Origin of the sequence: Paenibacillus sp. YAF4_2 (genome assembly GCF_052113225.1) — a bacterium.
GTDB lineage: Bacteria > Bacillota > Bacilli > Paenibacillales > Paenibacillaceae > Pristimantibacillus.
Genome location: NZ_JBFRCT010000005.1, coordinates 288,366 through 312,952 on the forward strand (window position 1 = coordinate 288,366; position 24,587 = coordinate 312,952).

23 protein-coding genes are annotated in these 24,587 nt (G+C 45.5%); 18 read left to right on the forward strand and 5 right to left on the reverse strand.

Annotation, left to right across the window (positions count from 1 at the left end; genetic code table 11):
* The first annotated feature begins 38 nt into the window (after positions 1-38).
* From AB4Y93_RS14365 to AB4Y93_RS14390, 6 genes are all read left to right on the forward strand, one after another.
* The gene (locus tag AB4Y93_RS14365) at positions 39-932 is read left to right on the forward strand and encodes a beta-1,6-N-acetylglucosaminyltransferase (RefSeq protein ID WP_441893025.1); all 894 of its coding nucleotides are present in this window, start codon (positions 39-41) and stop codon (positions 930-932) included.
* 58 nt (positions 933-990) lie between these two features.
* Positions 991-2,367 carry a sugar phosphate nucleotidyltransferase gene (locus AB4Y93_RS14370; protein WP_441893027.1) on the forward strand — a complete coding sequence of 459 codons (1,377 nt, stop codon included), beginning with the start codon at positions 991-993 and terminating at the stop codon, positions 2,365-2,367.
* A 305-nt stretch (positions 2,368-2,672) separates the two neighbouring features.
* Positions 2,673-3,455, forward strand: coding sequence for a glycosyltransferase (locus AB4Y93_RS14375; protein ID WP_441893029.1), 783 nt, complete (start codon positions 2,673-2,675; stop codon positions 3,453-3,455).
* A gap of 2 nt (positions 3,456-3,457) precedes the next feature.
* Positions 3,458-4,795 carry a UDP-glucose dehydrogenase family protein gene (locus tag AB4Y93_RS14380; protein ID WP_441893031.1) on the forward strand — a complete coding sequence of 446 codons (1,338 nt, stop codon included), beginning with the start codon at positions 3,458-3,460 and terminating at the stop codon, positions 4,793-4,795.
* Positions 4,796-4,823: 28 nt separating this feature from the next.
* The gene (locus AB4Y93_RS14385; protein ID WP_441893033.1) at positions 4,824-5,852 is read left to right on the forward strand and encodes a hypothetical protein; all 1,029 of its coding nucleotides are present in this window, start codon (positions 4,824-4,826) and stop codon (positions 5,850-5,852) included.
* 20 nt (positions 5,853-5,872) lie between these two features.
* Positions 5,873-6,808, forward strand: coding sequence for a stalk domain-containing protein (locus tag AB4Y93_RS14390; protein WP_441893035.1), 936 nt, complete (start codon positions 5,873-5,875; stop codon positions 6,806-6,808).
* 98 nt (positions 6,809-6,906) lie between these two features.
* On the opposite strand, the gene AB4Y93_RS14395 is transcribed toward AB4Y93_RS14390, so the two are convergent.
* Entirely contained in the window at positions 6,907-7,038 is a 132-nt protein-coding gene (locus AB4Y93_RS14395; protein ID WP_441893037.1) for a hypothetical protein, read from the reverse strand.
* Between the two features lie 349 nt (positions 7,039-7,387).
* Here AB4Y93_RS14395 and AB4Y93_RS14400 point away from each other — a divergent pair, with 349 nt between their 5' ends.
* Both AB4Y93_RS14400 and AB4Y93_RS14405 read left to right on the forward strand, forming a co-directional pair.
* Positions 7,388-7,927 (forward strand): VanZ family protein, encoded by a 540-nt coding sequence (locus AB4Y93_RS14400; RefSeq protein ID WP_441893039.1) that lies wholly within the window; start codon positions 7,388-7,390, stop codon positions 7,925-7,927.
* 101 nt (positions 7,928-8,028) lie between these two features.
* Positions 8,029-9,474, forward strand: coding sequence for a nicotinate phosphoribosyltransferase (locus AB4Y93_RS14405; protein WP_441893041.1), 1,446 nt, complete (start codon positions 8,029-8,031; stop codon positions 9,472-9,474).
* A 30-nt stretch (positions 9,475-9,504) separates the two neighbouring features.
* Here AB4Y93_RS14405 and AB4Y93_RS14410 read toward each other — a convergent pair whose 3' ends face one another.
* Positions 9,505-10,386 (reverse strand): helix-turn-helix transcriptional regulator, encoded by an 882-nt coding sequence (locus tag AB4Y93_RS14410; protein ID WP_441893043.1) that lies wholly within the window; start codon positions 10,384-10,386, stop codon positions 9,505-9,507.
* Positions 10,387-10,570: 184 nt separating this feature from the next.
* On the opposite strand from AB4Y93_RS14410, the gene AB4Y93_RS14415 reads away from it, so the two are divergent.
* Together AB4Y93_RS14415 and infC are read left to right on the forward strand one after the other, a co-directional pair.
* Complete coding sequence (locus AB4Y93_RS14415; protein WP_441893045.1) at positions 10,571-11,965, forward strand: MATE family efflux transporter; 1,395 nt, start codon at positions 10,571-10,573, stop codon at positions 11,963-11,965.
* A 28-nt stretch (positions 11,966-11,993) separates the two neighbouring features.
* Positions 11,994-12,482: a translation initiation factor IF-3 gene (infC, locus tag AB4Y93_RS14420; protein ID WP_441893047.1), complete on the forward strand. Its 489-nt coding sequence runs from the start codon at positions 11,994-11,996 to the stop codon at positions 12,480-12,482.
* Here the strand turns inward: infC and AB4Y93_RS14425 are convergent.
* The 3 genes from AB4Y93_RS14425 to AB4Y93_RS14435 all read right to left on the reverse strand — a co-directional run bounded on the left by AB4Y93_RS14425 (position 12,464) and on the right by AB4Y93_RS14435 (position 13,653).
* Positions 12,464-12,814 (reverse strand): hypothetical protein, encoded by a 351-nt coding sequence (locus tag AB4Y93_RS14425; RefSeq protein ID WP_441893049.1) that lies wholly within the window; start codon positions 12,812-12,814, stop codon positions 12,464-12,466. The two genes, infC and AB4Y93_RS14425, sit on opposite strands and share 19 nt — an antisense overlap.
* 250 nt (positions 12,815-13,064) lie before the next feature.
* Positions 13,065-13,337: an HU family DNA-binding protein gene (locus AB4Y93_RS14430; RefSeq protein ID WP_091188432.1), complete on the reverse strand. Its 273-nt coding sequence runs from the start codon at positions 13,335-13,337 to the stop codon at positions 13,065-13,067.
* 112 nt (positions 13,338-13,449) lie between these two features.
* Positions 13,450-13,653 carry a cold-shock protein gene (locus tag AB4Y93_RS14435; protein WP_120460923.1) on the reverse strand — a complete coding sequence of 68 codons (204 nt, stop codon included), beginning with the start codon at positions 13,651-13,653 and terminating at the stop codon, positions 13,450-13,452.
* Positions 13,654-13,823: 170 nt separating this feature from the next.
* Here AB4Y93_RS14435 and AB4Y93_RS14440 point away from each other — a divergent pair, with 170 nt between their 5' ends.
* The 8 genes from AB4Y93_RS14440 (at position 13,824) to AB4Y93_RS14475 (ending at position 24,484) form a co-directional block, all read left to right on the forward strand.
* Positions 13,824-14,729 (forward strand): tyrosine-type recombinase/integrase, encoded by a 906-nt coding sequence (locus AB4Y93_RS14440; RefSeq protein WP_441893052.1) that lies wholly within the window; start codon positions 13,824-13,826, stop codon positions 14,727-14,729.
* Between the two features lie 121 nt (positions 14,730-14,850).
* Entirely contained in the window at positions 14,851-16,569 is a 1,719-nt protein-coding gene (locus AB4Y93_RS14445; RefSeq protein ID WP_441893054.1) for an ABC transporter ATP-binding protein, read from the forward strand.
* Between the two features lie 175 nt (positions 16,570-16,744).
* Positions 16,745-18,490 carry a cache domain-containing sensor histidine kinase gene (locus AB4Y93_RS14450; RefSeq protein WP_441893056.1) on the forward strand — a complete coding sequence of 582 codons (1,746 nt, stop codon included), beginning with the start codon at positions 16,745-16,747 and terminating at the stop codon, positions 18,488-18,490.
* Positions 18,487-19,854 carry a response regulator transcription factor gene (locus AB4Y93_RS14455; protein WP_441893058.1) on the forward strand — a complete coding sequence of 456 codons (1,368 nt, stop codon included), beginning with the start codon at positions 18,487-18,489 and terminating at the stop codon, positions 19,852-19,854. Before AB4Y93_RS14450 ends, AB4Y93_RS14455 begins: the two co-directional genes overlap by 4 nt.
* 185 nt (positions 19,855-20,039) lie before the next feature.
* The gene (locus tag AB4Y93_RS14460; RefSeq protein ID WP_167278425.1) at positions 20,040-21,674 is read left to right on the forward strand and encodes an extracellular solute-binding protein; all 1,635 of its coding nucleotides are present in this window, start codon (positions 20,040-20,042) and stop codon (positions 21,672-21,674) included.
* 92 nt (positions 21,675-21,766) lie between these two features.
* A complete protein-coding gene (locus AB4Y93_RS14465; RefSeq protein WP_441893061.1) occupies positions 21,767-22,657 on the forward strand; it encodes an ABC transporter permease in 891 nt (296 codons plus the stop codon).
* 51 nt (positions 22,658-22,708) lie between these two features.
* Positions 22,709-23,587: a carbohydrate ABC transporter permease gene (locus tag AB4Y93_RS14470; RefSeq protein WP_441893063.1), complete on the forward strand. Its 879-nt coding sequence runs from the start codon at positions 22,709-22,711 to the stop codon at positions 23,585-23,587.
* Positions 23,588-23,611: 24 nt separating this feature from the next.
* Positions 23,612-24,484, forward strand: a complete 873-nt coding sequence (locus AB4Y93_RS14475) for a family 43 glycosylhydrolase (protein WP_441893065.1) — start codon at positions 23,612-23,614, stop codon at positions 24,482-24,484.
* Positions 24,485-24,587 lie beyond the last annotated feature (103 nt).

Consider the following 24,587-nt stretch of genomic DNA (forward strand, 5'->3'; position numbering starts at 1 on the left):
TTAGTGTTTATGTAAAAAATTGATGATGGAGGCGACATATGAAACTTGCATATTTAATATTGGCACACGTGGACCCGCATCATATTGCAAGACTAGCTAAGAAGCTAATGGATGTTAATGCTGATATCTACATCCATGTAGATAGTAAGGTGGATATAGATCCTTTTGTGGAATTGTTATCTGAATATAGTTCAATTTATTTTATTAATAATAGACATTCTATTAGCTGGGGGGGCTATAGTTCAATTAATGCAACAATTACCTTGATTAAAGAAGCATTTAATAAGAAAAAGTATGATAGATATATATTATTACAAGGGTTAGACTATCCTCTAGTCTCAATTGAAAAAATAAACACTTTTTTCCGTGACAATGCTGAGATCGAATATATTAGAGGATGTAAAATTACAGGTTCAAAGGATAGATATCACAATAGAAAATATAGCTCATACTGGTTTATGGATAATAAAACATTATTCAAAAAGTTTGTCAATAGAATCCAATATTATTTACCTTTTAAGTTAAAAGACGGAGTGGTTCGTGATAGAGAGGAATATAATATTTATTGGGGTTCTGCTCAGTGGGCACTAACATCTCAATGCATAGAATATATATTAAATTTTTCAGAGTTACATAATAAATTTAATAATTATTTTAAGTACGTATTTGCACCTGATGAATCTTATTTTCATACAATAATATTTAATTCGAGCTTTTCAAAAAAAACAATGTGTAATGGACCTGAGCTTGCTGTAAAAGGATTAGTAAATTGGAGGAACTTACACTATTTCGAATATGATAAATATATTAAGATATTTACCGAATCAGATTTTGATAATCTAATTAATTCGGATTGTTTGTTTTTTAGAAAGGCAACTACACTAGACTCCACTATTCTTTTAAATAAGATAGATAATTATACGTACAATTAGAGTTTGGATTAAAAATTATATGGCTGTACTGCTAGAGAATTCTTATCGGAGGGATGAAATGAAATTAGTTCTGTTATCCGGAGGATCAGGCAAACGCCTTTGGCCGCTTTCTAACGATGCTAGATCTAAACAGTTCTTAAAAGTTCTCGAGAACGAAGATCAAGAACTCGTTTCCATGGTGCAGCGTGTATGGGAACAGATAAGCAAAAGCGGTTTTGCGGATACTAGCTATATTGCAACCGGCAAAGCCCAGATTGGAATGATGCATAATCAAATCGGGTCATCTGTACCGCTAATTATTGAGCCTGAACGAAGAGATACCTTCCCTGCTATAGCCTTAACGGCATCTTATTTATATTCTGTAGCCAAAGTAGATTTGGATGAAGTTATAGCAATCTTACCAGTGGACCCTTACGTAGAGGGCCACTTTTTTTATGCCGTTAAACAGTTAGAGGACACTATCCAGACAACACAAGCTGATTTAGCTCTTATTGGAGTGAAGCCGACGTACCCTTCCGCAAAGTACGGATACATAATTCCTGAGCAGAAGCATTCGTCAGCTAATGGAGTATTGAAAGTGAGTCACTTTCAAGAAAAGCCCTCTGAAGAAGCGGCTGTCGGATTAATTGAACAACAAGCTTTATGGAACTGCGGGGTATTCTCCTTCAAGTTGGGTTATCTCATTAACATCCTTAAGGAGAAGGGATATCCATTACAATACGAGCAGCTTGTAGAGCAATATCATGAGCTGCCTAAGATAAGCTTCGATTATGAGGTCGTTGAGAAGAGCAATAACATCGTGGTGGTACCTTATGATGGTTATTGGAAGGACCTTGGCACATGGAACACGTTAACGGAAGAGATGGGGCAGAACCAGATCGGACGAGGGACGATCAGTGAGGACTGTATCAATACTCATCTGGTAAATGAACTCGAAATCCCGGTTACCATTCTTGGGGTATCCAATGTAGTTGTTGCCGTTAGTCCAGACGGTATTCTCGTTACGGATAAGAGTGCTAGCCCACGGATTAAAGATTTCATTAACTATGATCAAGGTCCCATGTTCGAGGAAAGAGAGTGGGGCTGGGCGCGAATTCTGGATGACGAGCGTTATGATGATGGCCGTACAGTTATTACGAAACGGATTGCAATTAAAGAGGGCAGAAATCTTAGTTATCTCATGCACTTATATCGAGAAGAAGTATGGACCGTTGTGAAAGGTGAAGGGGAATTCGTTCAGAACGGAGTTCCAATGAAAGTGAAGGCTGGCAACGTGCTGCATATTCCGATGAAGACTCTGCATGGTCTGAAGGCCATTACGGACATGGAGATGATAGTTGTTCATAGCGGCTACTCGGACGAAGACAAGGTTATGGAGCTATATTCGTCATGGTCGGAGATGAGCGAAAACTGCCTTAGTATTTCGATAAAATAATGAAGACAATCGCCTATTATATTTCTGACTATGGGTATGGTCATGCTACTCGCAGTATCGCTGTTATTCGTAGCTTAATTCGAGAAGCAAGCAGCAGTTATCGGATTATCATTTGTTCCTCGGACAATGTGTTGTCTTTCTTGCAAGCTTCATTGCTCGAACATCAAGGAGTGATTGACTATCGAAGGTGTGCTTCGGAAGTTGGCTATGTCCTAAAGCCTGAGACCATTGAACCCGACTTGTCTGCGTTTAGAACAAAGTTCAACGAGTATGTAACAAATCTACCTCTAGAAGTTGCGAGAGAGGTGGATTTTTTATATACGAACGAAGTGAATCTCGTTATCTCGGACATTTCTCCAATTGCTTTTATAGCAGCAGATAAGGCTGGGGTGACATCAGTTGGGCTATCTAACTTCACTTGGTATACCGCTTATCTTGCGATGATTGAACAGTCCGCTTTGTTACCGCTGCATGAAGCGTACGCTATGATGGATTACTTCATCCGCCTGGAAGGGGCAGATGAACCGGAATGGGGCAGGAAAGGTTCTTTGCAAGCTGGATTCTTCAGCAGGGAAAAAGATGGGCACGAAGTTGTTAGGATTCAACAAACGATTAACCCTGGTAATAAGAAGAGAGTCGTCTATTTCGGCATCGGAATGAGTATAAATGTACAGGACCTTGCCGAGATGAAGCTTTGGACAAATGAAGAATATCTCTTTATTGTATCGAGCAATATGAGGGTCAAGCATAAGAATGTCATATCTATACCAATCTCCTATACAGAGTCACAGAATTACGTAGCAGTATCGGATGTTGTTATAAGCAAGCCTGGATGGAGCACAGTTGGTGAAGCCGTTGCACTCCAGAAACCACTGATCCTATTGCATCGAAGTTCGATGAAGGAAGATGAGAACACGCTTCGAGCTCTTCGGTCTATTCATCCCTATCGATTGGTAGAGTGGGAGCAGTTAATAGAGGGTAATATGCAAAACCTTATAGATAGAGAGTACTTATTTGCAGATAAGCAGCAAAGGAACGAGATCACTCAAATTGTTGCTTACCTCGATCAAATTGTAAGGAGTGGGTGAGGATGAAGCTGGCAGTTATTGGTACCGGTTATGTTGGCTTAGTCTCGGGGGTTTGTTTCTCTGAGCTTGGCAATGAGGTCATCTGTGTAGATAATGCAGCATCAAAGATTGAATTATTGAATAATGGCGAAGTCCCAATTCACGAACCGGGTCTTAAGGAACTAATCTCAAGCAATACAGCCGCAGGACGTTTATCCTTCACGACAGATTTAGCTGCTGCAGTCAGTAGCTCAGAGATTATTATTATCGCGGTAGGAACCCCATCATTACCGGATGGAAAAGCAAACCTAGCTTACATTGAACAGGCGGCAGAAGAAATCGGGCGAGCTATTGACGATTATAAAGTAGTAGTTGTGAAAAGCACTGTGCCAGTTGGGACAAATGAAAAAGTTGCGGACATTATTCGGAAATATGCCGTAGCAGCATTTGATTTTGCCTCAGTTCCAGAATTCCTGCGTGAAGGAACAGCTGTACGGGATACGCTTAACCCTGACCGGATTATTATCGGGACGGTAAGTGATCGAGCGGCGGAGCTGCTTACTGAGTTACACAGACCATTAACCGATCAAATTACGATTACAGATGTCCGAAGCTCGGAAATGATTAAATATGCTTCGAATGCATTCCTTGCAACCAAGATCTCCTTCATTAATGAAATCGCCAATATCTGCGAGAAGGTAGGGGCAGATGTGGAGGAAGTTGCGAAGGGTATGGGGATGGATCGGCGTATTGGCTCTTCTTTCTTGAAGGCCGGCATTGGATACGGTGGATCCTGCTTCCCGAAAGATACGCAAGCACTAATTCAAATTGCTGGGCAGATGGATTATGACTTTAAGCTGCTGAAGTCCGTCGTGGAAGTCAATCGTGATCAACGGTTTAATGTAATCCGTAAGCTTGATGATCTATTAGGGGATGTTGCTGGACGGACCATTGGTATTTGGGGATTAGCTTTTAAACCGGAAACGGATGATGTTCGGGATGCGCCAGCCTTTGAGATTATTGAAGCTTTATTGGAGCGGGGAGCACAAGTAAAAGCTTATGATCCAATTGCTTCTAATAATTTCGAGAAAATCTTTAACCGTTCCGAAGTGGAATATTGCGAATCAGCGCAGGATGCTGCTGAAGGTGCAGATGCGCTATGTATTCTGACCGAATGGAAAGAGTTTATCGATATTCCGCTGACGGATATTCAGAAATGGCTGAAGACGCCAAATCTCATTGATGGTAGAAATATCTATAAGGAAGAAGAGTTGGAGGCAACACCTTTCGCTTACTACTCGATTGGTCGTCCGAAGATGAACAATGGTGTGAAAGAAACGAATCCGATCTTATCCTTCTAAAATTATGAATAGGCAGGTCATTAAGGATATGTCTCAGAAAAAAACAAAAAAGAAGAAGCTAAAACCGTGGATGAAGTGGGTAATAGGTACCGCTTCATTTTTTGTTGTTGTGGCTTTGATCTTCACAGGAATAGCCTATTACTATATCAAGAGCATTGATATTGAGGATATTGCCTCACGTCATAGTAGCGAAACTGCTGATTCTGGTGAGAAGCCAGGAGCTAAGTTGCCGGCTATTATCGAAAAGCCTGTTGAGAAGGCGAGTCAGCTGATTGGTGGGCAAAAGATCGATAGTGCCGATGCCCTTGATGTTGCGGCTATACTACTTAATTCTGGTCTTAGCTTGAAGCAGATCTCTTATCTGCAGGGTAATGCTACTTATGATCTCTCTGTCGAAGAGAAAACGGAAATGCGCGAGTTGTTATTATCTAAGCTCTCTGATGAGGAAATAGAATTGTTGAGATCAATCACCAAGGAATATGGTATTGGACTTAATATATTGAATCCTGATTATCCAATCGAATGGGTAGGGGAAAGAGATCCTGAGAAGATGAAAGAGAATAGTGAAGCTTGGAAAAAGATGAACCAGCAGTCCTCAAATGGTTCAACGAAACCGGCTGACTCGAGCACTAAGCAGGAAGATAAGCCTACTAAACCAGTAGAAAAGCCTGCCGAGCCGGTGGAAAAGCCAACCGTAGAGCTCGCTTCGGATCAGAAGAAAACGAAGCAAGTAATTGATTCGCAAACTGAGGCTAAGCTGAACTCGTTATCCGGCACCTGCAAAGCCAAGAGTAATGCCATTTTGAATCAAATTGTCGGAAGTGCAGATGGCGTATCCTTAGCCGATCTGCAGAGTAAGTTCTTAGGGAAAGTCGTGGAGGCCGAGGGGTCTTGTGATGCACAGTTCCAGGGTATCATGAGCCAAGCGGCTTCTAGTTATGCTGACGCAGGTATTGATAGCTCTGCGATGCCGGATTGGAATGCCAAGTACGAAGCAAATAAGCAAAGTGTACGGGCGTCCGCAATCAGTGCCATTGCTAAAGCTATTAAATCATAAATAAGAGGAGAATCAATTTGATGAAAAATCTACGCCATTACACATTAATGCTCTTAATTGTAGCATTATGTACCGTCCTGCCACTTACGGCAGGTGCTGCAAGTGAAAGTACCTCAGTCAATATCAAGACACAGGCCGTTAGCTTGAAGTTTGACGGACAATCACTCTTACTGCCAGAAGGACAATATGCCTTCATGTATCAAGACCGTACTTATATCCCGATTCGTTTCATTTCTTACGCGCTGCAGAAATCAGTGAAATGGGATCAGAAGACATCTAAAGTAACGGTATCCGAGCCAACTGCTGCGGAGAAGGAATCTCTTGCGAAGCTGCTTGCAGGTGCGGTAGCTGGTGGCAAGAAGCCGGAAGCTGGTAAGAGCTTAACAATCAAGCCGGTTCAAGCTTCCCTTGTATTTGATGGTCAATCGAAGTCGCTTCCAGCTGGTCAATCTCTCTATATCAACAACGGTACGATTTATGTTCCAGTTCGATTCATGTCCGAAGCGGTAGGTACAGATATTAAGTGGGATCAAAAGACAAACAGCATCACTGGTGAATCCGCGGCATACAAAGCGGCGCAAGCTGGTGGAGGCACGACTGGCGGTAATACCGGTGGAGGAACAGGTGGCACGGATCCATCTGGTGAAACGAAGCCTACTAAAGCGTCAATCGAAGCGGCAGGATCTGCTAAACTTACTGCTCTTGAAACAAACTGTGCAAACACATTGTTGGCTATGATTCCTGCTTATCAGGCGGGTGATGATGCCACTAAAGCAAGTATTAAAGTAACTGCTAATCAAACCGTGGCTCAATGCACGGCTGATTTCAATAAGCTTGTAGCAGATACGACTACTGAACTCACGAAGTATGGATATAGCCTTGAGATTATTGATGCTTTTAAGGCGCAATTCGAAGCTGATCTTAAATCAGGTATGGACCTTGTAAAAGGAATGTAGTCACTATAAAGACACCCCCAGCAGCTTACGCTGTCGGGGGTGTCTTTGTGTTTATGAGTGCATGTATGTATGTGTATGTGTATGTGTATGTGTATGAGTTATCTGAATAGCCGTGAGCGCTTGTTATTTCTGTATTTGTACCAAAAGGCGCCGTTCTCGTCTTTAAATACCCGGATGCCTACCATCTTGAATGGTGTCCAAACCTCGGAGAACATTAAATAACCAGCCATTCTCTAACCTCCTCTAACATTTTTCTCACCACATTAGAATTTATTAGTTTCGAGATATATTCGAAACTAGAAATTCTAATTGGCGATAAAACCAACCTTTAACCGCGGTCGCTCATCTTCGAAAGGCATCGATACAGGTTTTCTCATACTTTTATAATACCAAAGAATGGATGTTGAAAACAAGAGTTTATAGGACTTTTAGATCAATTTAACATTACTGTAGTCACGATTTAATAGATTTGTCCGGCGGATTTCCCTTTCCCTCGATAATTTGATACAATACCGAACAAATAGACAGGATAATTATTCCTCGGGGGCAAGTGTGTAAGTTGAAGGAGATGGTATTAGTATGCTTAGTCATTCGAGAAAATCAACCATAATATGGATTTTAGTTGTGTTTTGTTGGGTGTTTCTCATCTTTACATTGTCATCGGAGTCGTATAATCAGCAAAGTATTAAGCCAACATTGAATAAATGGGTAACGAAAGAACAATTAGCAGAGTCTCTTCCGAATACATCGGTTACGTATCGTGGGGATACGGTTGTTGCTAAGGAAGACCCTTATGGGTTCGTAGAGTTCTTCTTCCGTAAAGGAGCTCATTTGTTCATGTACGCAGTACTGGGCGTTGGATTATATATGTTGATTCGTTCGCTAATGGGTCGAAGACAGATGGTGCTGCCGGTTATCATGTCACTAATCCTGACGGGTGGAACGGCGGCAATGGATGAGAGGAACCAGCTGAGCAAGGTCGGACGAACGGGAAATCCGACGGATGTCATCGTAGATCTGACAGGTGCTTGTATTGGCCTAATTGTTTGTATCACCATTAGCTATTTCCTGGATCGCAGACGGCGCCGATCGGAATACCGGTTCGTCAGAAAGTTCTAAAGGCAGCAGCCTTTCGCTGATTGAAGCGGGAGGCTGTTGTTTTTGCTGGAAATGGATATGCTGGGAATAGAGATTCTACTTGGGGAGTGTGTACACGAGCAGTGAATAGTGCAAATAACTTAACGCTTCATACCGATAAATATCAGATTAATATGATGTATGCGCATTGGAAGAATGGGACGGATGGCGAGGGCGCGGTATTCGAGGCTTTCTTCCGCAAGCTGCCGTTCGGCAATGGTTATGCGGTCTTCGCTGGGCTGGAGAGGATCGTGGATTTCATCTCCCATCTACAGTTTGGGGAAGAGGAGCTCGCGTATCTGGCGAAGCAGGAGGAGAATTATGATCCGGCTTTCCTCGAGGTGCTGCGCCGGTTCCAATTCAAGGGCACGATCCATGCGGTGGAGGAAGGCTCGCTTGTCTTCCCGAATGAGCCGATCATACGGGTAGAGGGAACGATTTTCGAGACGCAGCTTATTGAGACAGCTCTGCTGAACTTCATGAACTACCAGACGCTGATCGCGACAAAAGCCTCCCGGATTAAGCAGGTAGCAGCAGGTGATATCTTGCTGGAGTTCGGGACGCGCCGGGCGCAGGAGGCGGATGCGGCAGTATGGGGCGCAAGGGCTGCTTATATTGCGGGCTTCCATGCGACTTCGAATATGCATGCGGGGATGATGTTTGGCATTCCAACGAAAGGTACACATGCTCACTCTTGGGTGCAGGGGCATGAGTCGGAGGAGGAAGCTTTCCTTGCGTATGCACAGGCTCTGCCTGATGGCGTAACCCTTCTCGTTGATACTTACGATACGCTGAGGAGCGGGGTGCCGAATGCAATTAAGACGGCACGCTGGCTCGAGAGCGTAGGCAAACGGCTGGCTGGTATTCGGCTCGACAGCGGCGACCTTGCTTACCTTTCCAAGGAAGCTCGTAAGCTGCTTGATGCAGCGGGACTGCAGGATGCGAAGATCGTCGCTTCGAATGATCTGGATGAGACGCTGATCTTCAACCTGAAAGCTCAAGGAGCCAAGATTGATACTTGGGGCGTTGGTACGCAGCTCATTACAGCGGCTGATCAGCCATCACTTGGCGGAGTGTACAAGCTGACTGCCCGTGAGCGGAACGGGGAATACATACCGGTTATTAAGATCTCGGCTAATCCTGAGAAAGTCTCCGCTCCCGGCAAGAAGGATGTGTACCGGATTATGAACCGCAGTACAGGTCTTGCGGAAGCGGATTATATTGCCCTTCATCATGAGACGGATATGCAGCAGGGCGGGCGGATCAAGCTGTTTGACCCGGTTCATCCGTATATCCATCGCTATGTGAACGATTATGAAGCGGTGCCGCTCCTGAAGCCTATTGTTGTAAAAGGTGAGATTGTGTACGAGCTGCCTCCGCTGGAGCAAATTCGCAGCTATCATGAGCAGCAGCTTAGTTTGTTCCGACCGGAGATTTTGCGCAAGCTGAATCCGGATCTCTATCCGGTCCATCTCAGCGAGCAGGCTTGGCAGGTTAAGATGGAGCTTATTAAGTCGCATCAGCAGTAGCAATTGCGATCCAAGGGATCGAATATACCGTCAGCCGTGTGAGAAGCGCTGGCGGTATTTGCGCGGGCTGATACCCTCGTATTTGGCAAAACAAGACGTAAAGTAAGCCGCTGAGTTAAAGCCGACCTCTTCGGCAATACGTGCGATGGTGTAATTCGTCTGCAGAAGCACCAGCTTCGACTGCTGGATCCGGAAGCGGAGCAGGAAGTCGAAGGGCGAGCAGCCAAATTCCTTCTGCATACATCTGGCGATGTAGACCGGATGGAAGTTGATACTCTCGCCAAGCTGCTGAGCGGTAATATCCTCGCGGTAATTCTTCCTCAGGTACGAAGCGGCAAGCTCTGCACATTGTGAGGTAGGCGTCGAGCCTTGCATCTCGATAGAGGCTGACAGCTGCTCTATAATCTCCTGGAAAATAAGCTGCTGCTTCCAGCTTACACTGCTCAGATGGTTGCCATGGCCAAGCTCCATCAGCTGCTGAATTTGCTCGATCACTTTGGCCGGCTGTAGCAGCTTGGTGTATTGCGGAACCTGTTTAATGAAAGTTTGCGTAGTGAAAATTTGGGGATTTAAACCATGGGGCTCCCGGCCCTGGATTATCCTTGGCGCATATTCCTCCGAAGCGGCCCAGCGTCCTGTTGTCTGGAAGTGAAGCCAGTAATAGGCGGAGGCCTCCTCGCATGCTTTTGTCGCATAATGATGATTATCCGGAGCTAGAATTAAAGCCTCTCCAGCCCGTACCTCAAACGATGAATCGCCTTCCCCCATAAAGAGACAGCCCTCCGTCACAACAAGCAGATCGAAGACTTGAATCCGATGCCGGCTTGGATGCTTGAACCCTGCAGACGTCTTGGTGTAGCCGGAAGCAATATAGTGCGGAAGGGGTGGAACGGTAAAGTGAAATAGTGTCATAGCGGCACCTTTTTTATAAGCCTCATGGAGGTTTGAATTTTGAAAGTATCGGTTGTAAAACTAATACAATATCCGAAGTATAGCATCTATAATATGAAAAGACATTCGAATTTACTATTATAGTGGCGTATATGGTTGCCGTTACCTTTTTTTATCGGCTGCAGCGCTCGGGAGGATTTGTATCATGCAAAAGCGTGAACGAAATAAGTTTTCGCTATGGATGCTTGCTTGGCCGATTTTTATTGAGTTATTTCTACAATTTCTATTAGGGGCAGCCGATACCCTGCAGGTCAGCAAGATCTCAGATAATGCGGTTGCCGTTGTTGGCTTCTCCACCCAGCTGTTCAGCGCTTTAATGACACTGTTCATGACGGTAGCGAGCGGGGCAGGTATTCTGATTGCGCAGCGGCTTGGTTCACGGCAAAACGAAGATGCCAGAACGATCGCGATTATGTCCGTCAAGGTCAGCGCCATCATTGGTGTTGGGATCAGCGTGCTGCTGTACCTGATGCCGGGGCAGATTGCTTCGCTGCTGCAGCTTCCGGAGGAATTAATGCCACTTGCGAAAACGTACATTTCGATCGTTGGCGGCGGGATGGTGCTGGTTGCGGTTATGGCGGCCCTCAGTAATGCGATTCGTAATACGGGCAATACGAAAGGCCCGATGTATACAGCCATTGGCATGAATATCATTCATGTCGGTATGAACTATTCCTTTATTTTCGGCAAATTCGGGTTTCCGGAGTGGGGACTCAAAGGGGTAGCTCTATCGACAGACATCAGCCGCTTGCTGGCGATTATTGTGCTGCTGGTGATGTTCCTTAGCGCCTTCGAACGCCAGATTATATTAAGAGACTTCAGGCTGTTCGATCGCAAGCTGTTTAAGGAGATACTGAAGATTGGCTGGCCGCTTGGCATTAACATGTCGTGCTGGGTGTTCTCTCAATTATTGATCTATACGTATATCGCACAGCTTGGGGCCAATGAGCTGTCGGCACGTACTTATATGAATACATTAGAGTCGTTCTGCTTCATGCTGGGGTACTCCCTTGCACTGGCACTCCAGATTATGATCGCCCATCTATTCGGCGCAGGTAAGGTGCAGGATGCTTATAAGACCTCGTACCGTGCGTTATGGATTGGGCTTGCTATCGTGACGGTGAATGCGCTGGTCTTGTATCTGATTGGCGGCAAGCTGCTCGAGATCTTCACGAAGGATCCGGAGATTATCGCGCTAGGGGGAACGCTCCTTGGGATGAACCTCTTGCTGCAGCCTGGTAAAATGCTCAACATGGGCATTGGTAATGCGCTGAACGCCGTTGGCGATACAAGGTATGTCATGTGGACATCGGTCACTTCCATGACGCTGATTGCTACTGTTCTTTCCTATATATTTGGCATTACACTTGGCTGGGGGCTCGTCGGCATTTATGCTTGTATGATACTGGACGAATATCTTCGCGGGTTATGGGTGCTGAAACGGTGGAGACAGAAGAAGTTTATGGAGAAGACGACTATGAAAGCGAGTGCCGGCTCATCAAGCGGATCAAACAGTTCGACAGCAACAGTAGAGATCTAACAGATCATAGACGGGGGTTACAAGTACAATGATGATTATGAATGAGAAAATAAAAGCAGCCGAGGTGCGTCTCACCGGTCTTGACGGTGAAGACCTTGGTATCGTGTCGCGGGATGAGGCGCTTGCTATGGCGAAGCAGCTGAAGGTGGATCTCGTATGCGAATCGCTGATGAGCAGCCCGCCGCCATGTAAGCTGATTATTCGCGGTGGTGCGAAGCAGCAGGCCAGCCAGCAGAAGCGGGAAGAGCGGTTGAAGGATCAGCCGGCAAAAGTGAAGGAGCTTCGGCTTAGCGTAGATATCGAGCAGCATGATTATGAGACGAAGCAGCGGCAGGCCGTGAAGCTGCTCGAATCCGGCAACGCCGTTCAGCTTGTTATTCGTATACAAGGCAAAGAGGGAGCGAAGGCGAAGGAGCTGCTGGAGCAGCTGCTTACCGACCTCAAATCTTATGGCACCAAACAGTCAGGAATTCAGCTGAGCGGCAAGCAGGCTGCGGTTCAGGTAAACCCTGTATAATTGTTTACTGAAACAGGCAATGAAATAAGGCAGATCGCAAAAACTACGATCTGCCACTTGTTTATCCTTTGAGACCCCGAAACCCCACAAATCTTTTGCTGCTCTCGTTCTTCCACAGTCGGTATCGAAGCGCCTGCAGGCTCATGAAGCGATTTCATAGCAATCTGCTTTTCTTGAAAACCACTCGCAGCAATGAATTTCCTAAACTCACCATGTGGCTTCTGACCTTTCGATTCGAAAAGGCCAAGTAAAGGAGGCAACCAAACAAAAGGCATCCCCCCCAAACAGTGAAGAAAAATGAAGAAAAAACGCAGGAAATCATTATCAACCACGAACTCTTCTTAATTGTCCTTACTGGTCGGTTGTAAATAATGATAAATCATCCCTTTCCTTGCTTGTATCATTCTTTAAATTGCTCAGATTGGCTGCTTTTCTCTGCAAACTCTGTTTGGTATAAAAATTAATAATGTCATCCATGGTAGAAAATACGACACTAACGTTCGAATCATGTGTACTTATAAAAAACCGCTTTTCTGATGTTGTAACATCTTTATTTTATATTAGCATTTGGTGATATTAAGCTTAATTTAATGCTTTTTTCAGAGTGATTCCTGCCGTGAATACAGGAACTTTACCTGCCGGAAGTTCCACCTCTTCACCGGTTATGCGGCTTCTTCCCAGACGCGCTTCACGATTACGGACATTAAATTTTCCAAAGCCAACTAGTTGAACTTCTTTGCCTTGCTTTAGTGCTTCGAAAATCGAGTCCAGCACATGCGTTACTGCTTTTTCAGCATTCTTTTTTGAAAATCCACTAGATTTAGCCACATCTTCGATCAATTGTTCTTTGTTCATTTACGATACCTCCGCTTATATTGTTTTAATTACGAAAATGACAGTCCTCGTGCATAGATGTAAAAGCAGGAATAAACAAAAAGCTACCCATGTTTAGGGCAGCTCTAAAGATTTAATAAAGTTTAGAAACATTTTCAGCCTGTGGTCCACGATTGCCTTGGGTCACATTGAACTGGACGCGTTGACCTTCATCCAACGACTTGTAACCATCACCCTCAATCGCGCTGAAATGAACGAATACATCGTTTCCGTCTTCAATCTCGATAAAACCGAAGCCTTTTTCAGCATTAAACCATTTAACTGTACCTGTTTGCATAGGATTCCTCCAAAAATTAAATTTATAAAACACAATCATTTCAATGGCCACTAATTAAGATTAGGGGTTATTAGGCATATTCAGAATTCGCACTTGATGTCCGCTAATGTATTGGTTAAGATAAGAATACCATGTCCGCTAATGTAAGTCAATATTTGGAGGTCTCGCTAATGAGTGAAACGACCGGGATTTCTAAACAGGGGGAGCAGACGATTCACGACTTCATTCACGCTCTCACTACCAACGAAGATTTGAATCCCAAAACGCTAAAGGAATACGCAAGCGATCTGAAACACTTCATCGGTTGGTTTGAGACTTCCGGCCACCAAGAGGAAGAAGTGATATTTCGAATTGAAGAAGTGGTTACTCCAACACTAACACGATACCGGGAAGCCACTCAAAAAGTAATGGAATTGAAACCGGCGACCATTAACCGGCGGCTTATAACCCTGAAACGTTTTTTTGAATGGGCTTTGTTGGAATCAAAGATTCGCCGCGACCCTGCGAAGCCGGTCAAATTGCTTCCGGAAGAAAAGGTAAGTCCCAGGCAGATGACAGACAAAGAAGAAGCTGCATTGATCGCTGCGGCAGAACACGGCGGTTCCATTCGGGATCAGACGATTCTTATCGTGATGCTTCACACCGGCTTACGAACAATGGAAGTATGCGATCTGGCTCTCGAAGATATTCAAATCGGTAAACACAACGGTCAGCTTACGGTACGATCTGGAAAACGGAATAAACAACGGGAAGTACCTTTGAACGCTACCTGCAGAGCTGCGTTAGAAAAATATCTCGCAGTCCTTCCTTCGGATAGTCCGTATCTGTTTCCATCGGAGAAAACTGGCGATCGATTAACCGAACGAGCTTTACGCCATGCGATTAAAAAATACATGAAATCGGCGCGGCTCGAAGGATTGAGCGCTCACGATCTACGGCACCGGTTCGGATACATGATGGCAGCAAACACCCCGTTGCATCGCCTGGCGCAAATTATGGGACACGATAGACTGGAGACAACGATGATTTACGTCAAGGCGACTCGTGCGGATCTGCAATCGGAAGTAGAAAAATAGCTTGGCAATAAGGGGATGAGAACGATGTACACATTCTACACAAAAGTCATTAATACGAGCTTGTGATTGGCGGGACCCGAGTATATAGACACTTAATATTTTTAGAATAAAGGAGAACCAAATGCTTAAGAAGTTTTTTGCTTATTATAGGCCTTATCGCAAGTTATTCTTACTCGATTTCTGCTGTGCGGTCATTCTTGCCGTACTGGAATTATGCTTCCCGCTGGCTGTCAGCCATGTTATTGATAAGCTTCTTCCGGAAGGGAACCTAAAGTATATCGTTGGCGCATGTGCGATTCTGCTTGCAGTCTACGTGTTGAATACGTTCTTGTCCTTCGTCGTTACGTATTGGGGGCATATGCTAGGTATCAATATTGAGACGGATATGCGGAAGAAGCTGTTCGAGCATGTGCAAAAGCTGAGCTTCCGTTTCTTCGATAATACGAAGACTGGCCATCTGATCTCCCGTATGACGAACGACTTGTTCGAGATCGGGGAAGTAGCCCATCATGGTCCCGAGGATATGTTTATTGCGGCGATGACACTGATTGGTGCGTTTGGCATTATGGCATTTATTAATTTGCCGCTGACGATCATGACGTTCATTGTTGTGCCGATCATTATTTTGCTCGTTCTCTATTTCAATGGAAAAATGACTAAGGCTACTCATCGCTTGTTTGGCGACATGGCGGACTTTAATGCCCGCGTAGAAGATACCGTTGGTGGTATTCGCGTCGTTCAGGCGTTCTCGAACGAGAAGCATGAGAGCAAGCTGTTCGAGGGCAACAACAGCCGGTTCCGTCAAGCGAAGCTGATCTCTTACAAAATCATCGGGATGAACTCGTCCATCACATACTTCCTGATGAGACTCGTTACGCTGTTCGTGCTGCTGGCCGGTACTTGGTATGTTATTGAAGGCGATCTGCTGTATGGCGAATTCGTAGCCTTCGTCCTGATGACCAACATTTTCTTCAAGCCGATTGAGAAAATTAATGCCGTTATCGAAAGCTATCCGCGAGGGATCGCAGGCTTCCGCCGTTATGTGGAGCTGCTCGAGACAGAGCCGGATGTAGCGGATTCTCCTAATGCGAAGGAAGTTGACCGTCTGCATGGTGATATTGAGTACCGTAATGTGTCGTTTGGCTATGAAGGCGAAGCGAAGGTACTCGATAATATCAGCCTGTCGATTAAAGCAGGAGAGACGGTTGCTTTCGTAGGCCCATCCGGTGCGGGTAAAACAACACTCTGCAGTCTGCTTCCTCGCTTCTATGAAATTAGTGGAGGCAGCATCTCCGTTGATGGTCATAATCTTCGTGATCTGAAGCTGGAATCGCTTCGTAAGCAGATCGGTATTGTTCAGCAGGACGTGTTCCTATTTGCAGGTACCATTCGTGATAATATCTCGTACGGCCAGCTTGGCGCTTCTGAAGCCGACATCATGCAGGCAGCACGCCGTGCTAGATTGGAAGAGTTCATTGCATCCCAGCCTGACGGACTAGATACGGTTGTTGGGGAGCGGGGCGTGAAGCTGTCCGGCGGCCAAAAGCAGCGTATGGCGATTGCCCGGATGTTCCTGAAGAATCCGCCGATCCTGATTCTTGATGAAGCGACTTCGGCGCTTGATACCGAGACGGAGCAAGCGATTCAGCAGTCACTCGCTGAGCTGTCCGTAGGCCGGACAACACTTGTTATTGCGCATCGTCTCGCAACAATTAAGAATGCCGACCGCATCGTGGTCGTGACCGAGAACGGAATTTCCGAGCAAGGCCGCCATGAAGAGCTTGTGGCGACAGGTGGTATTTACAGCCGTCTGCATCAAGCGCAGTTTGGCAAGATATAATGTCATAAAGGTAATCCCCCGTGAATCATTCATGGGGGATTTTTTGTTGCAAATGAAAGAATGAATAACACTGGTTTCCACCTGTGCGCCTTTTTGTGCTGTCATGTAGAACATTTGTGTTTGGGCAAATTGTGATATAGTGTGGTTGTTCAAAATATATCACGAGCAGGTGGAAATGATGGATGAGAGAGATGGTTCATACATAAAGCGGTTCTTCGGCTGGGATACGCTGCGTGGTCAGCTTTACTGGACACTGCTGGTCAGCTCCGTTATCCCGCTGGTCCTAGTTGGTATTCTGACGGTGTATTCGATTTACAATATTTTAACTAACAAAATCGAAAAGGGCATCGAGCAAAATTTACAGCGGGTAAGCGGTTCTTTGGAGGAGACGTTACAAAACCTCTATGATGTGTCTCAGCAAATGTCTTACCAGGGCTTTGTGGGTCAGGATGTGGAAGCGCTGCAAGCGAGTGAGGACAATTATGAGAAGTCACAGCTGGTAGCGGCTATTCAAAGTGATATGGGTATTCTTAATGCATCGAATCCAACGATAGGATTAGTTTTTTATTATGATACGATCACTGGAGAAATCCAATATAACAATTATATAACCCGAGATTTGCACCCCGATTTTGACCGATTGCCGAAACTCTCCGTCAAATCCGACCATGTCTTCAATGGCCCGCACTTAACTCTTTATAAATATAATGACATTTCTGTATTCTCCATTGTGCGAAGCGTAGGCGGCATCACAGATCCCAATAACCCTCTGATCGTGTATGCGGAAACGAATGTGAAGGTCATTCAAAATATACTGAACAAAGAGCAATACGGGATGAATGTATCTCATTTGCTTATGAATAATGACGGCACCATTCTCTATAGCGACAAACCTGAGCTGACTCCGATCGGCAGCACTTATGATGCAAAATCGATGGAGCGATACTATTTTCACGAGGTGACGGGCAGTCAAGGGTGGAGACTTGGTGTGTTTGTTGAGAAGGGCGAATACCAGAAGGAGATTCGTGATTGGTTCGTCAAATATGCCTACATCGTTGTGCTGGGGCTGCTGATCAGCATCTGGGCTGCCTTTCGGACATGGAAGGTCGTTATCGCACCGCTGCACCGCATCCGCAAGGGTATATCTGCCGTCATCAGTCAGGAACCCAATGACAATTTTCAAATGACGGGATTACGGGAGTTTGATTTTCTCATTCAAAACTTTAGTGATATGCAATTTAAAATTCAGAGATTGATTAGAGAAGTGGCGAAGGAAGCGAGTGAGAAGCAGGAAATTGAGATGGAGAAGCTGATGGCTCAGATCAACCCTCATTTCTTGTACAACACCCTTAATACAGCCCAATGGCTTGCACGACTGAAGGGTCAGCATGAGATCGACCGGTTTCTGTCGCTATTCACCAAGGTGTTGAAATACAATTTGGCGAAAGACGGCACCATCGTTTCGCTGAAGGATGAGATAGACTCCTTGAACGATTATGTTGAGCTGCAAAAAATTAGATACGACTTCGAGTTTGATGTACGATACTTCATCCCAGAGCCGTTTCTGGAGACGCCGCTACCGCGCTTTATTTTACAGCCGATCGTGGAAAATGCCTTATATCACGGAATGATGGACGAGAAGGGGATCATCGAGGTCACTGCACAGGAGCAGGGAGGAGTGCTGGTTCTAATGGTTAAGGATAACGGGAACGGAATCAGTCCGGAGAAAATCAAGGAGCTTCTGGAGTCGGATACGCGGAAAAATAACCTTTCGGGTCTGGGAATCGGCCTTAATTATGTCGTGCGGACATTGAGTAACTTTACGGGTGGTGTCAGCGATTTGAAAATAAACAGCCAAATAGGCGAAGGTACAACTGTATCTATTCACATGCCTATGCATAAGGAGGCGACGGAGCAATGAAGGTCATTATAGTAGACGATGAGAAGCTGGTCAGGCGTGGATTGATCTCAATTATGCCATGGGCAAAATATCATATGGAGGTCGTCGGCGAAGCGGGGAACGGAAGAAAAGCGTTAGAACTGCTCGAGACGCTCGAGGTTGATCTTGTTTTTACGGATTTAATGATGCCGGAGATGTCAGGCTTTGAGCTGATCGAGGAAATCAATGAAAAATACCCGGCCAAATCGGTAGTCGTGTTATCCTGCCACGAGGAATTTTCGTTCGCGCAGAAGGCAATTAGGCTCGGAGCTATTGATTATATCGTCAAAAACGATCTGGAAACCGACGTGATGGATGATGTGCTGGAACGCATTGCACACAGCTATGAGGATAAGGTGAAAATACGAATCTCGCATGAGGCGAAGGTATTCGACCGGGTTATGGTTGTTCTTGAACTTAAAGACGAAGAGAAAGCAGGCCAATTGGTCCAAAAGCTTTCTGCAAGCCATGTTATTCACTATTTAGAGAGACGTTGCTGGTTTCTCTCGCTGGACGGCCTTGGAGAATTAGAGGAACAGTCATTGATTAACGATATTAAACAGGCCAACTGCCTTCCGGTGCTGGTGCACGGCTTAGGCCATGTATCGTTAAGTGATACGGTCGACAAGCTGCATGGCTATCTGGCTACAGGCTTATTATATGATTATACGAAAATGCTTAACTTTTGGGAGTGGAAGGCGGACGAAGAGAAAGAATCTCTGAACCCGGAGAAGGCTCAGCTTAGTTCTCGATGGAACAGTCAGGAATGGATCTATAGTAATGAGGCATACGAGGATTTGCTACAGGATACAGCAGCGATGAGATTGCCGATGAGTGAGCTGAAGAGCTTGCTGTTCCCGGCTTTTCTTGAGAATGGCCGCTGGCTGCTCATGCTTGAATGGTCGATGCAGCTAATCTTTCGTTTGGAGCCGCTTCGCATGTGGGAGGAATGGAGGGCAGTGCTTGAGGAGGAGAGAGATAAGCTCCGTAGCATGGTATGCAAGACCAAATATAGCGACGATATCCTGCGGGTTATTTATAAAGCGATTCGTTACATGCATGAACAGGAAGAGATGGATTTCAGTCAAAGTGAGATCGCGGGCATTGCCAATATGAGCCGGACGTATTTCAGCCAATGCTTCAAGAATGTAACAGGGAAGTCATTTAATGATTACGTCACTGACATTCGGATGTCCAAAGCGAAGAAGCTGCTTGTGCACACGAATACACCTATCTATCAAATTGCTCAGCACGTCGGCTTCAAGGATGAGAAATATTTCAGTAAGCTGTTTTTACAGGAAATTGGAGTACTGCCCTCAGACTTCCGGAAGCAATGGGAGAAGTAAAGAAGTGCTCGGGGGTAAGAAGTTTGTTAGCCAGAACGTAGACTAATGTTGTTAGCTGCAAATATCCCTGATGAGAGCGGATACAAAATCACACCTAGTTGTGAACCTCGGTCCGACCCTTACATCCGCAAAACAGGCTTATACTGGGGATGTAACAATAAACGATATGCAGGGGGAAAGCAGAAATGAAAAAGACATTAAGCATATTAATCGTTTGTGCACTGATGGTGCTGACTGCATGCTCAGGCAATAACGGTAATGCAAATAACAGCAGTAATAACACAGGCGGGAATAATTCTGCTGGAGGGACAACTGAACCTGCTGATCCTTACGCGCCAATGTCAGAGACAGTAACGATCAGCATCGGCAAGGAAGCTGCGGTTGATCCGAAGCTGCCAAGCGGTTCGACGATTGAAGATAATGAGCTGACCCGCTATTTCGCAGACAAGCTGAACGTGAAGTATACCAATGAATGGGAGGCAACGGGTGACTCCTACATGCAGAAGGTTGGACTAACGCTGTCGACCGGCGATATTCCGGATGTCATGGTTGTAGACAAGCAGCAGCTTGTTCAATTGGTAAATGCAGACCTGATTGAGGATCTGACCTCTACTTACGAGAACTTCGTATCGCCGGCGCTCAAAGCGGCCTATGATTCCACGGATGGCTACAGTCTTGCGTCTTCAACATTTGATGGCAAGCTTATGGCCTTCCCTAACGTGAGCCCGGGTGCAGATGCGCAAAACATGTTGTGGATTCGTCAAGACTGGCTGGACGAACTTCAGTTGGAAGCTCCGCAAACGATGGATGACATCATTAACGTAACGAAAACCTTTATGGATAAAAAAGGGTCCGTTGGTCTCTTGGGCAATCAAGTGATCGTTAACATCGGTACGAGCGTATTTGGCTTTGATTCCATCTTCAGCGCTTATAACGCATACCCGCAGCTATGGACCGAGGATGCAAGCGGCAATGCCGTTTATGGCTCGATTCAGCCTGAGGTGAAGGATGCTTTGGCCAAAATCAGAGGTTGGGTGCAAGAAGGTGTAATTGACAAGGAATTCGCCGTGAAGAAAAACGAGCAGGTCAATGAGCTTGTCGTCAGCGGCAAAGCAGGTATTTTCTTCGGACCATGGTGGCTGCCGTTTGGCATGTTAGCCGATTCCGTTGCACAGGATTCCAAAGCGGAATGGGTATCGTACCTGTCGCCGCTCAGCCAAGAGGGGAAAATGAATACGCATATGGCCTCTCCGACAACAAGATATCTGGTCGTGAAGAAAGGCTTCAAGCATCCAGAGGCGGTATTGAAAACGTTAAACATGCAATTTGATGCCGATCAGCTGCAAGGCGAAGGTATCGTAGAGAAGGATGGCTACAACTGGATGAACATGCCGTTCTCCTTGCTTCTAAGCAACTATGACGATAAAGAGAAGAAGGCAAAGCTCGTTCAAGACGTTATCGACGGTAAAGCTAATGCAGATACCCTGCAAGGCGAGGCGAAGCAAATTTATAATTCTTACTTGAAGGATAAAGAAAATCCGAAAAAAGATTTAGCTGCTTGGTCGCAAAGACATGCGTTCCTGACAGGCGCTCTTCCGCTGATTCAAGACGATAAAATCAATCGCAAGGTTGGCATCTATTACGATCAGACCGATACGATGCGCACCAAATGGGCGAACCTTCGCAAGCTGGAGGATGAAACCTTCCTTAAGATCATTATGGGCAATGAGCCGGTGGAATCATTTGATTCGTTCGTAGACAAATGGAAGTCGCAAGGCGGCGATCAAATTACGAAAGAAATCGCTGAAGCAGCAAAGTAACAAATAAGGCAGGGCACCGGGACTTGGCGGATATCAAGCGTTCCGCTTAGTTCCGGTGAAATTAGAGTTTGCTTAAGGATGGAGTGGGAGCTTTGCGAGATTCCAGAAATACGTTGCATTATCATCTGATGCTGGCGCCGGGCATGATCCTCCTTATTATTTTCGGAATAGTTCCGCTATTTGGAATGGCGATTGCATTTCAAGACTTTATTCCCGTCAAAGGGATATTTGGCTCCAAGTGGATTGGCTTAGAAAATTTTAAGTATATGTTTGAGCTCGATGACAGTAAGACCATTTTCTTCAATACCATCTTTATCTCTGTCATGAAAATGCTTATGAATGTGTTCATCCCGGTGTCCACCGCGTTGCTGCTTCATGAAATTATCTTTAGCCGATTGAAAAGATGGATGCAGACCATTATTTATTTGCCGCATTTTCTTTCATGGGTTATTCTAGCAGGTATTTTGAACGACATGCTCTCCCAGAACGGTATTGTCAATCAAGTGGTGACTGCCATTACGGGCGAACCGATCTTTTTCATGGGAAGCAATAAATGGTTTCCGGTAGTTGTTGTATTGAGTGATGTATGGAAAGAATTTGGCTTTAACACGATCATTTTCCTAGCGGCCTTAACGGCGATTAACCCTTCGTTGTATGAAGCGGCATCCATTGATGGGGCTGGACGGCTTCGCAAAATTTGGAGCGTCACGCTTCCGGGTATTTTACCGACGATCATTCTCGTATCAACACTAAACATCGGCAATATTCTTAACGCAGGCTTTGATCAGATCTATAACCTTTACAATCCCTTGGTCTATGAATCAGGAGACATTATCGACACCTATGTATACCGTATCGGACTTGTGCAATATCAATATGGTTTAGCTACTGCGGTAGGAGCGCTGAAGTCGGTTGTCGGGTTCATTCTGATTTTCGTTTCCTACAAATTAGCTGCCAAGTTCGCAGGCTATCGCATTTTCTAGCACGACGACACCAAAGAGAATGCATTATTGTAACTAGAAGGGAAGTGTCCCATGCCGCTCACAGGTCAACGCGGAATCAGGACTACTGATATTATCTTGACGCTCGTTATGCTGCTCATTACATTGCTATGCTTGCTGCCACTGGTCAATGTTGTGTCCTTGTCTTTTAGCGGAAAGTCGGCAGCAGCATCTGGCGCAGTCACTCTGGTTCCTGTCGATTTCACCTTTTATTCCTATGAATACATGTTTAAGGACAGCCGGTTTTTCGACGCCTTTGGTGTATCGGTTAAGCGGGTGCTGCTTGGTGGGGCAATCAATTTCGTATTAACGATTTTGATGGCTTATCCACTTGCTAGGGAACGACAAGAATTCCGTGGCAGAGACATTTATATGTGGGTTATTGTATTCACGATGATGTTCACAGGCGGACTAATACCATGGTATATGGTTGTGAAGAGCCTTCATCTGACGGATACGATCTGGGCGCTTGTGCTCCCGACGGCCGTTCCTATCTTTAATGTTATTTTGCTGATGAATTTCTTCCGCGGCTTGCCGAAGGAAATTAACGAGTCGGCTAAAATGGACGGTGCAGGCCCGTGGCGCACGCTCATTACGATCGCAGTTCCACTGGCGATGCCGGCTATTGCAACAGTCACGCTGTTTAGTATCGTAAGCCACTGGAACGCGTTTTTTGACGGCTTGATTCTAATGAACAAACAGCATAATATTCCCTTACAAACGTATATCCAGCAGTTGGTGGTTGCTCCATCGATCACGTCTTCCACGAGACCTGAGGATTTGATTAACTTCTCCCAGCGTACGTTTAACGCAGCCAAAATCGTCGTGACGATGCTGCCGATTCTGATCATCTATCCATTCCTGCAACGCTATTTTGTACACGGCATTACACTTGGCTCCGTAAAGGAATAAGTATTCATTAAAAGGAGAAACAGCATGCAAATTAACAATCCGATACTGTCTGGTTTCTGGGCAGATCCCTTTATCCTGCGCGACGGCGACGATTATTATTTATATCCGACCAAAGACAGCGCCGGCTGGATGTATGAGAAGTTTCATGTGTTCCACAGCAAGGATCTCGTTAACTGGGACGGGCCTTATCTGGCGCTAGACTTAAATGATGTCAGCTGGGCTGACAAGCAGGCATGGGCTCCTGGCATCGCCAAGTACAAGGGGAAATATTATATGTATTTCTCTGCTGAGGCACAGATTGGCGTCGCCGTTTCCGATTCTCCGCTTGGACCATTCAAGGATATGCTGGACCGTCCGCTTATTACGCGTAATCAATACAACTGCCAGTCTATTGATGCCGATTTATTCGTCGACGACGATGGGCAGCCTTATCTGCTGTGGGGGCAAGGGAAATGCTGGATTGTTCCGCTGGAGGACGATATGACGACGTTCAAATCTGAACCGGTGCAATTGTCCGTGCAGATCCATAACGCCAAAGGCAGCGATGCCATTGCGGGCGACATTGCGGTATATAATGAAGGACCGCATATGCAAAAGCGTGATGGCCGTTATTGGCTCACATGGAGCAATTATGATACGCGTGATCCAAGATACCAGATTGCTTATGCATTCAGCGATCATATTCTGGGTCCTTACGAGGTGCCTGAGAATAACCGGATGACGCTTGTATCAGTCAACGCGGTAGGTACAGGACATGCTTCACTTACAGAATATGAGAACGAATGGTACCTGATCTATCATCGGCTCGCGGAGCCGAAAACCAGCGTGCTTCGTGAAACCTGCATCGGATTAGTACGCTTCAAGGACGGTCAGCCTTACGTAGACGTGAATCAATAATAACGTAGTTCATATCGATCATAGACAGGGGCTGTTCCAAATTGGAACAGCCCCTGATCTTTATGCAGGCGGCTTGGGAGAAAGAGGACGTTTGTCCATCGGT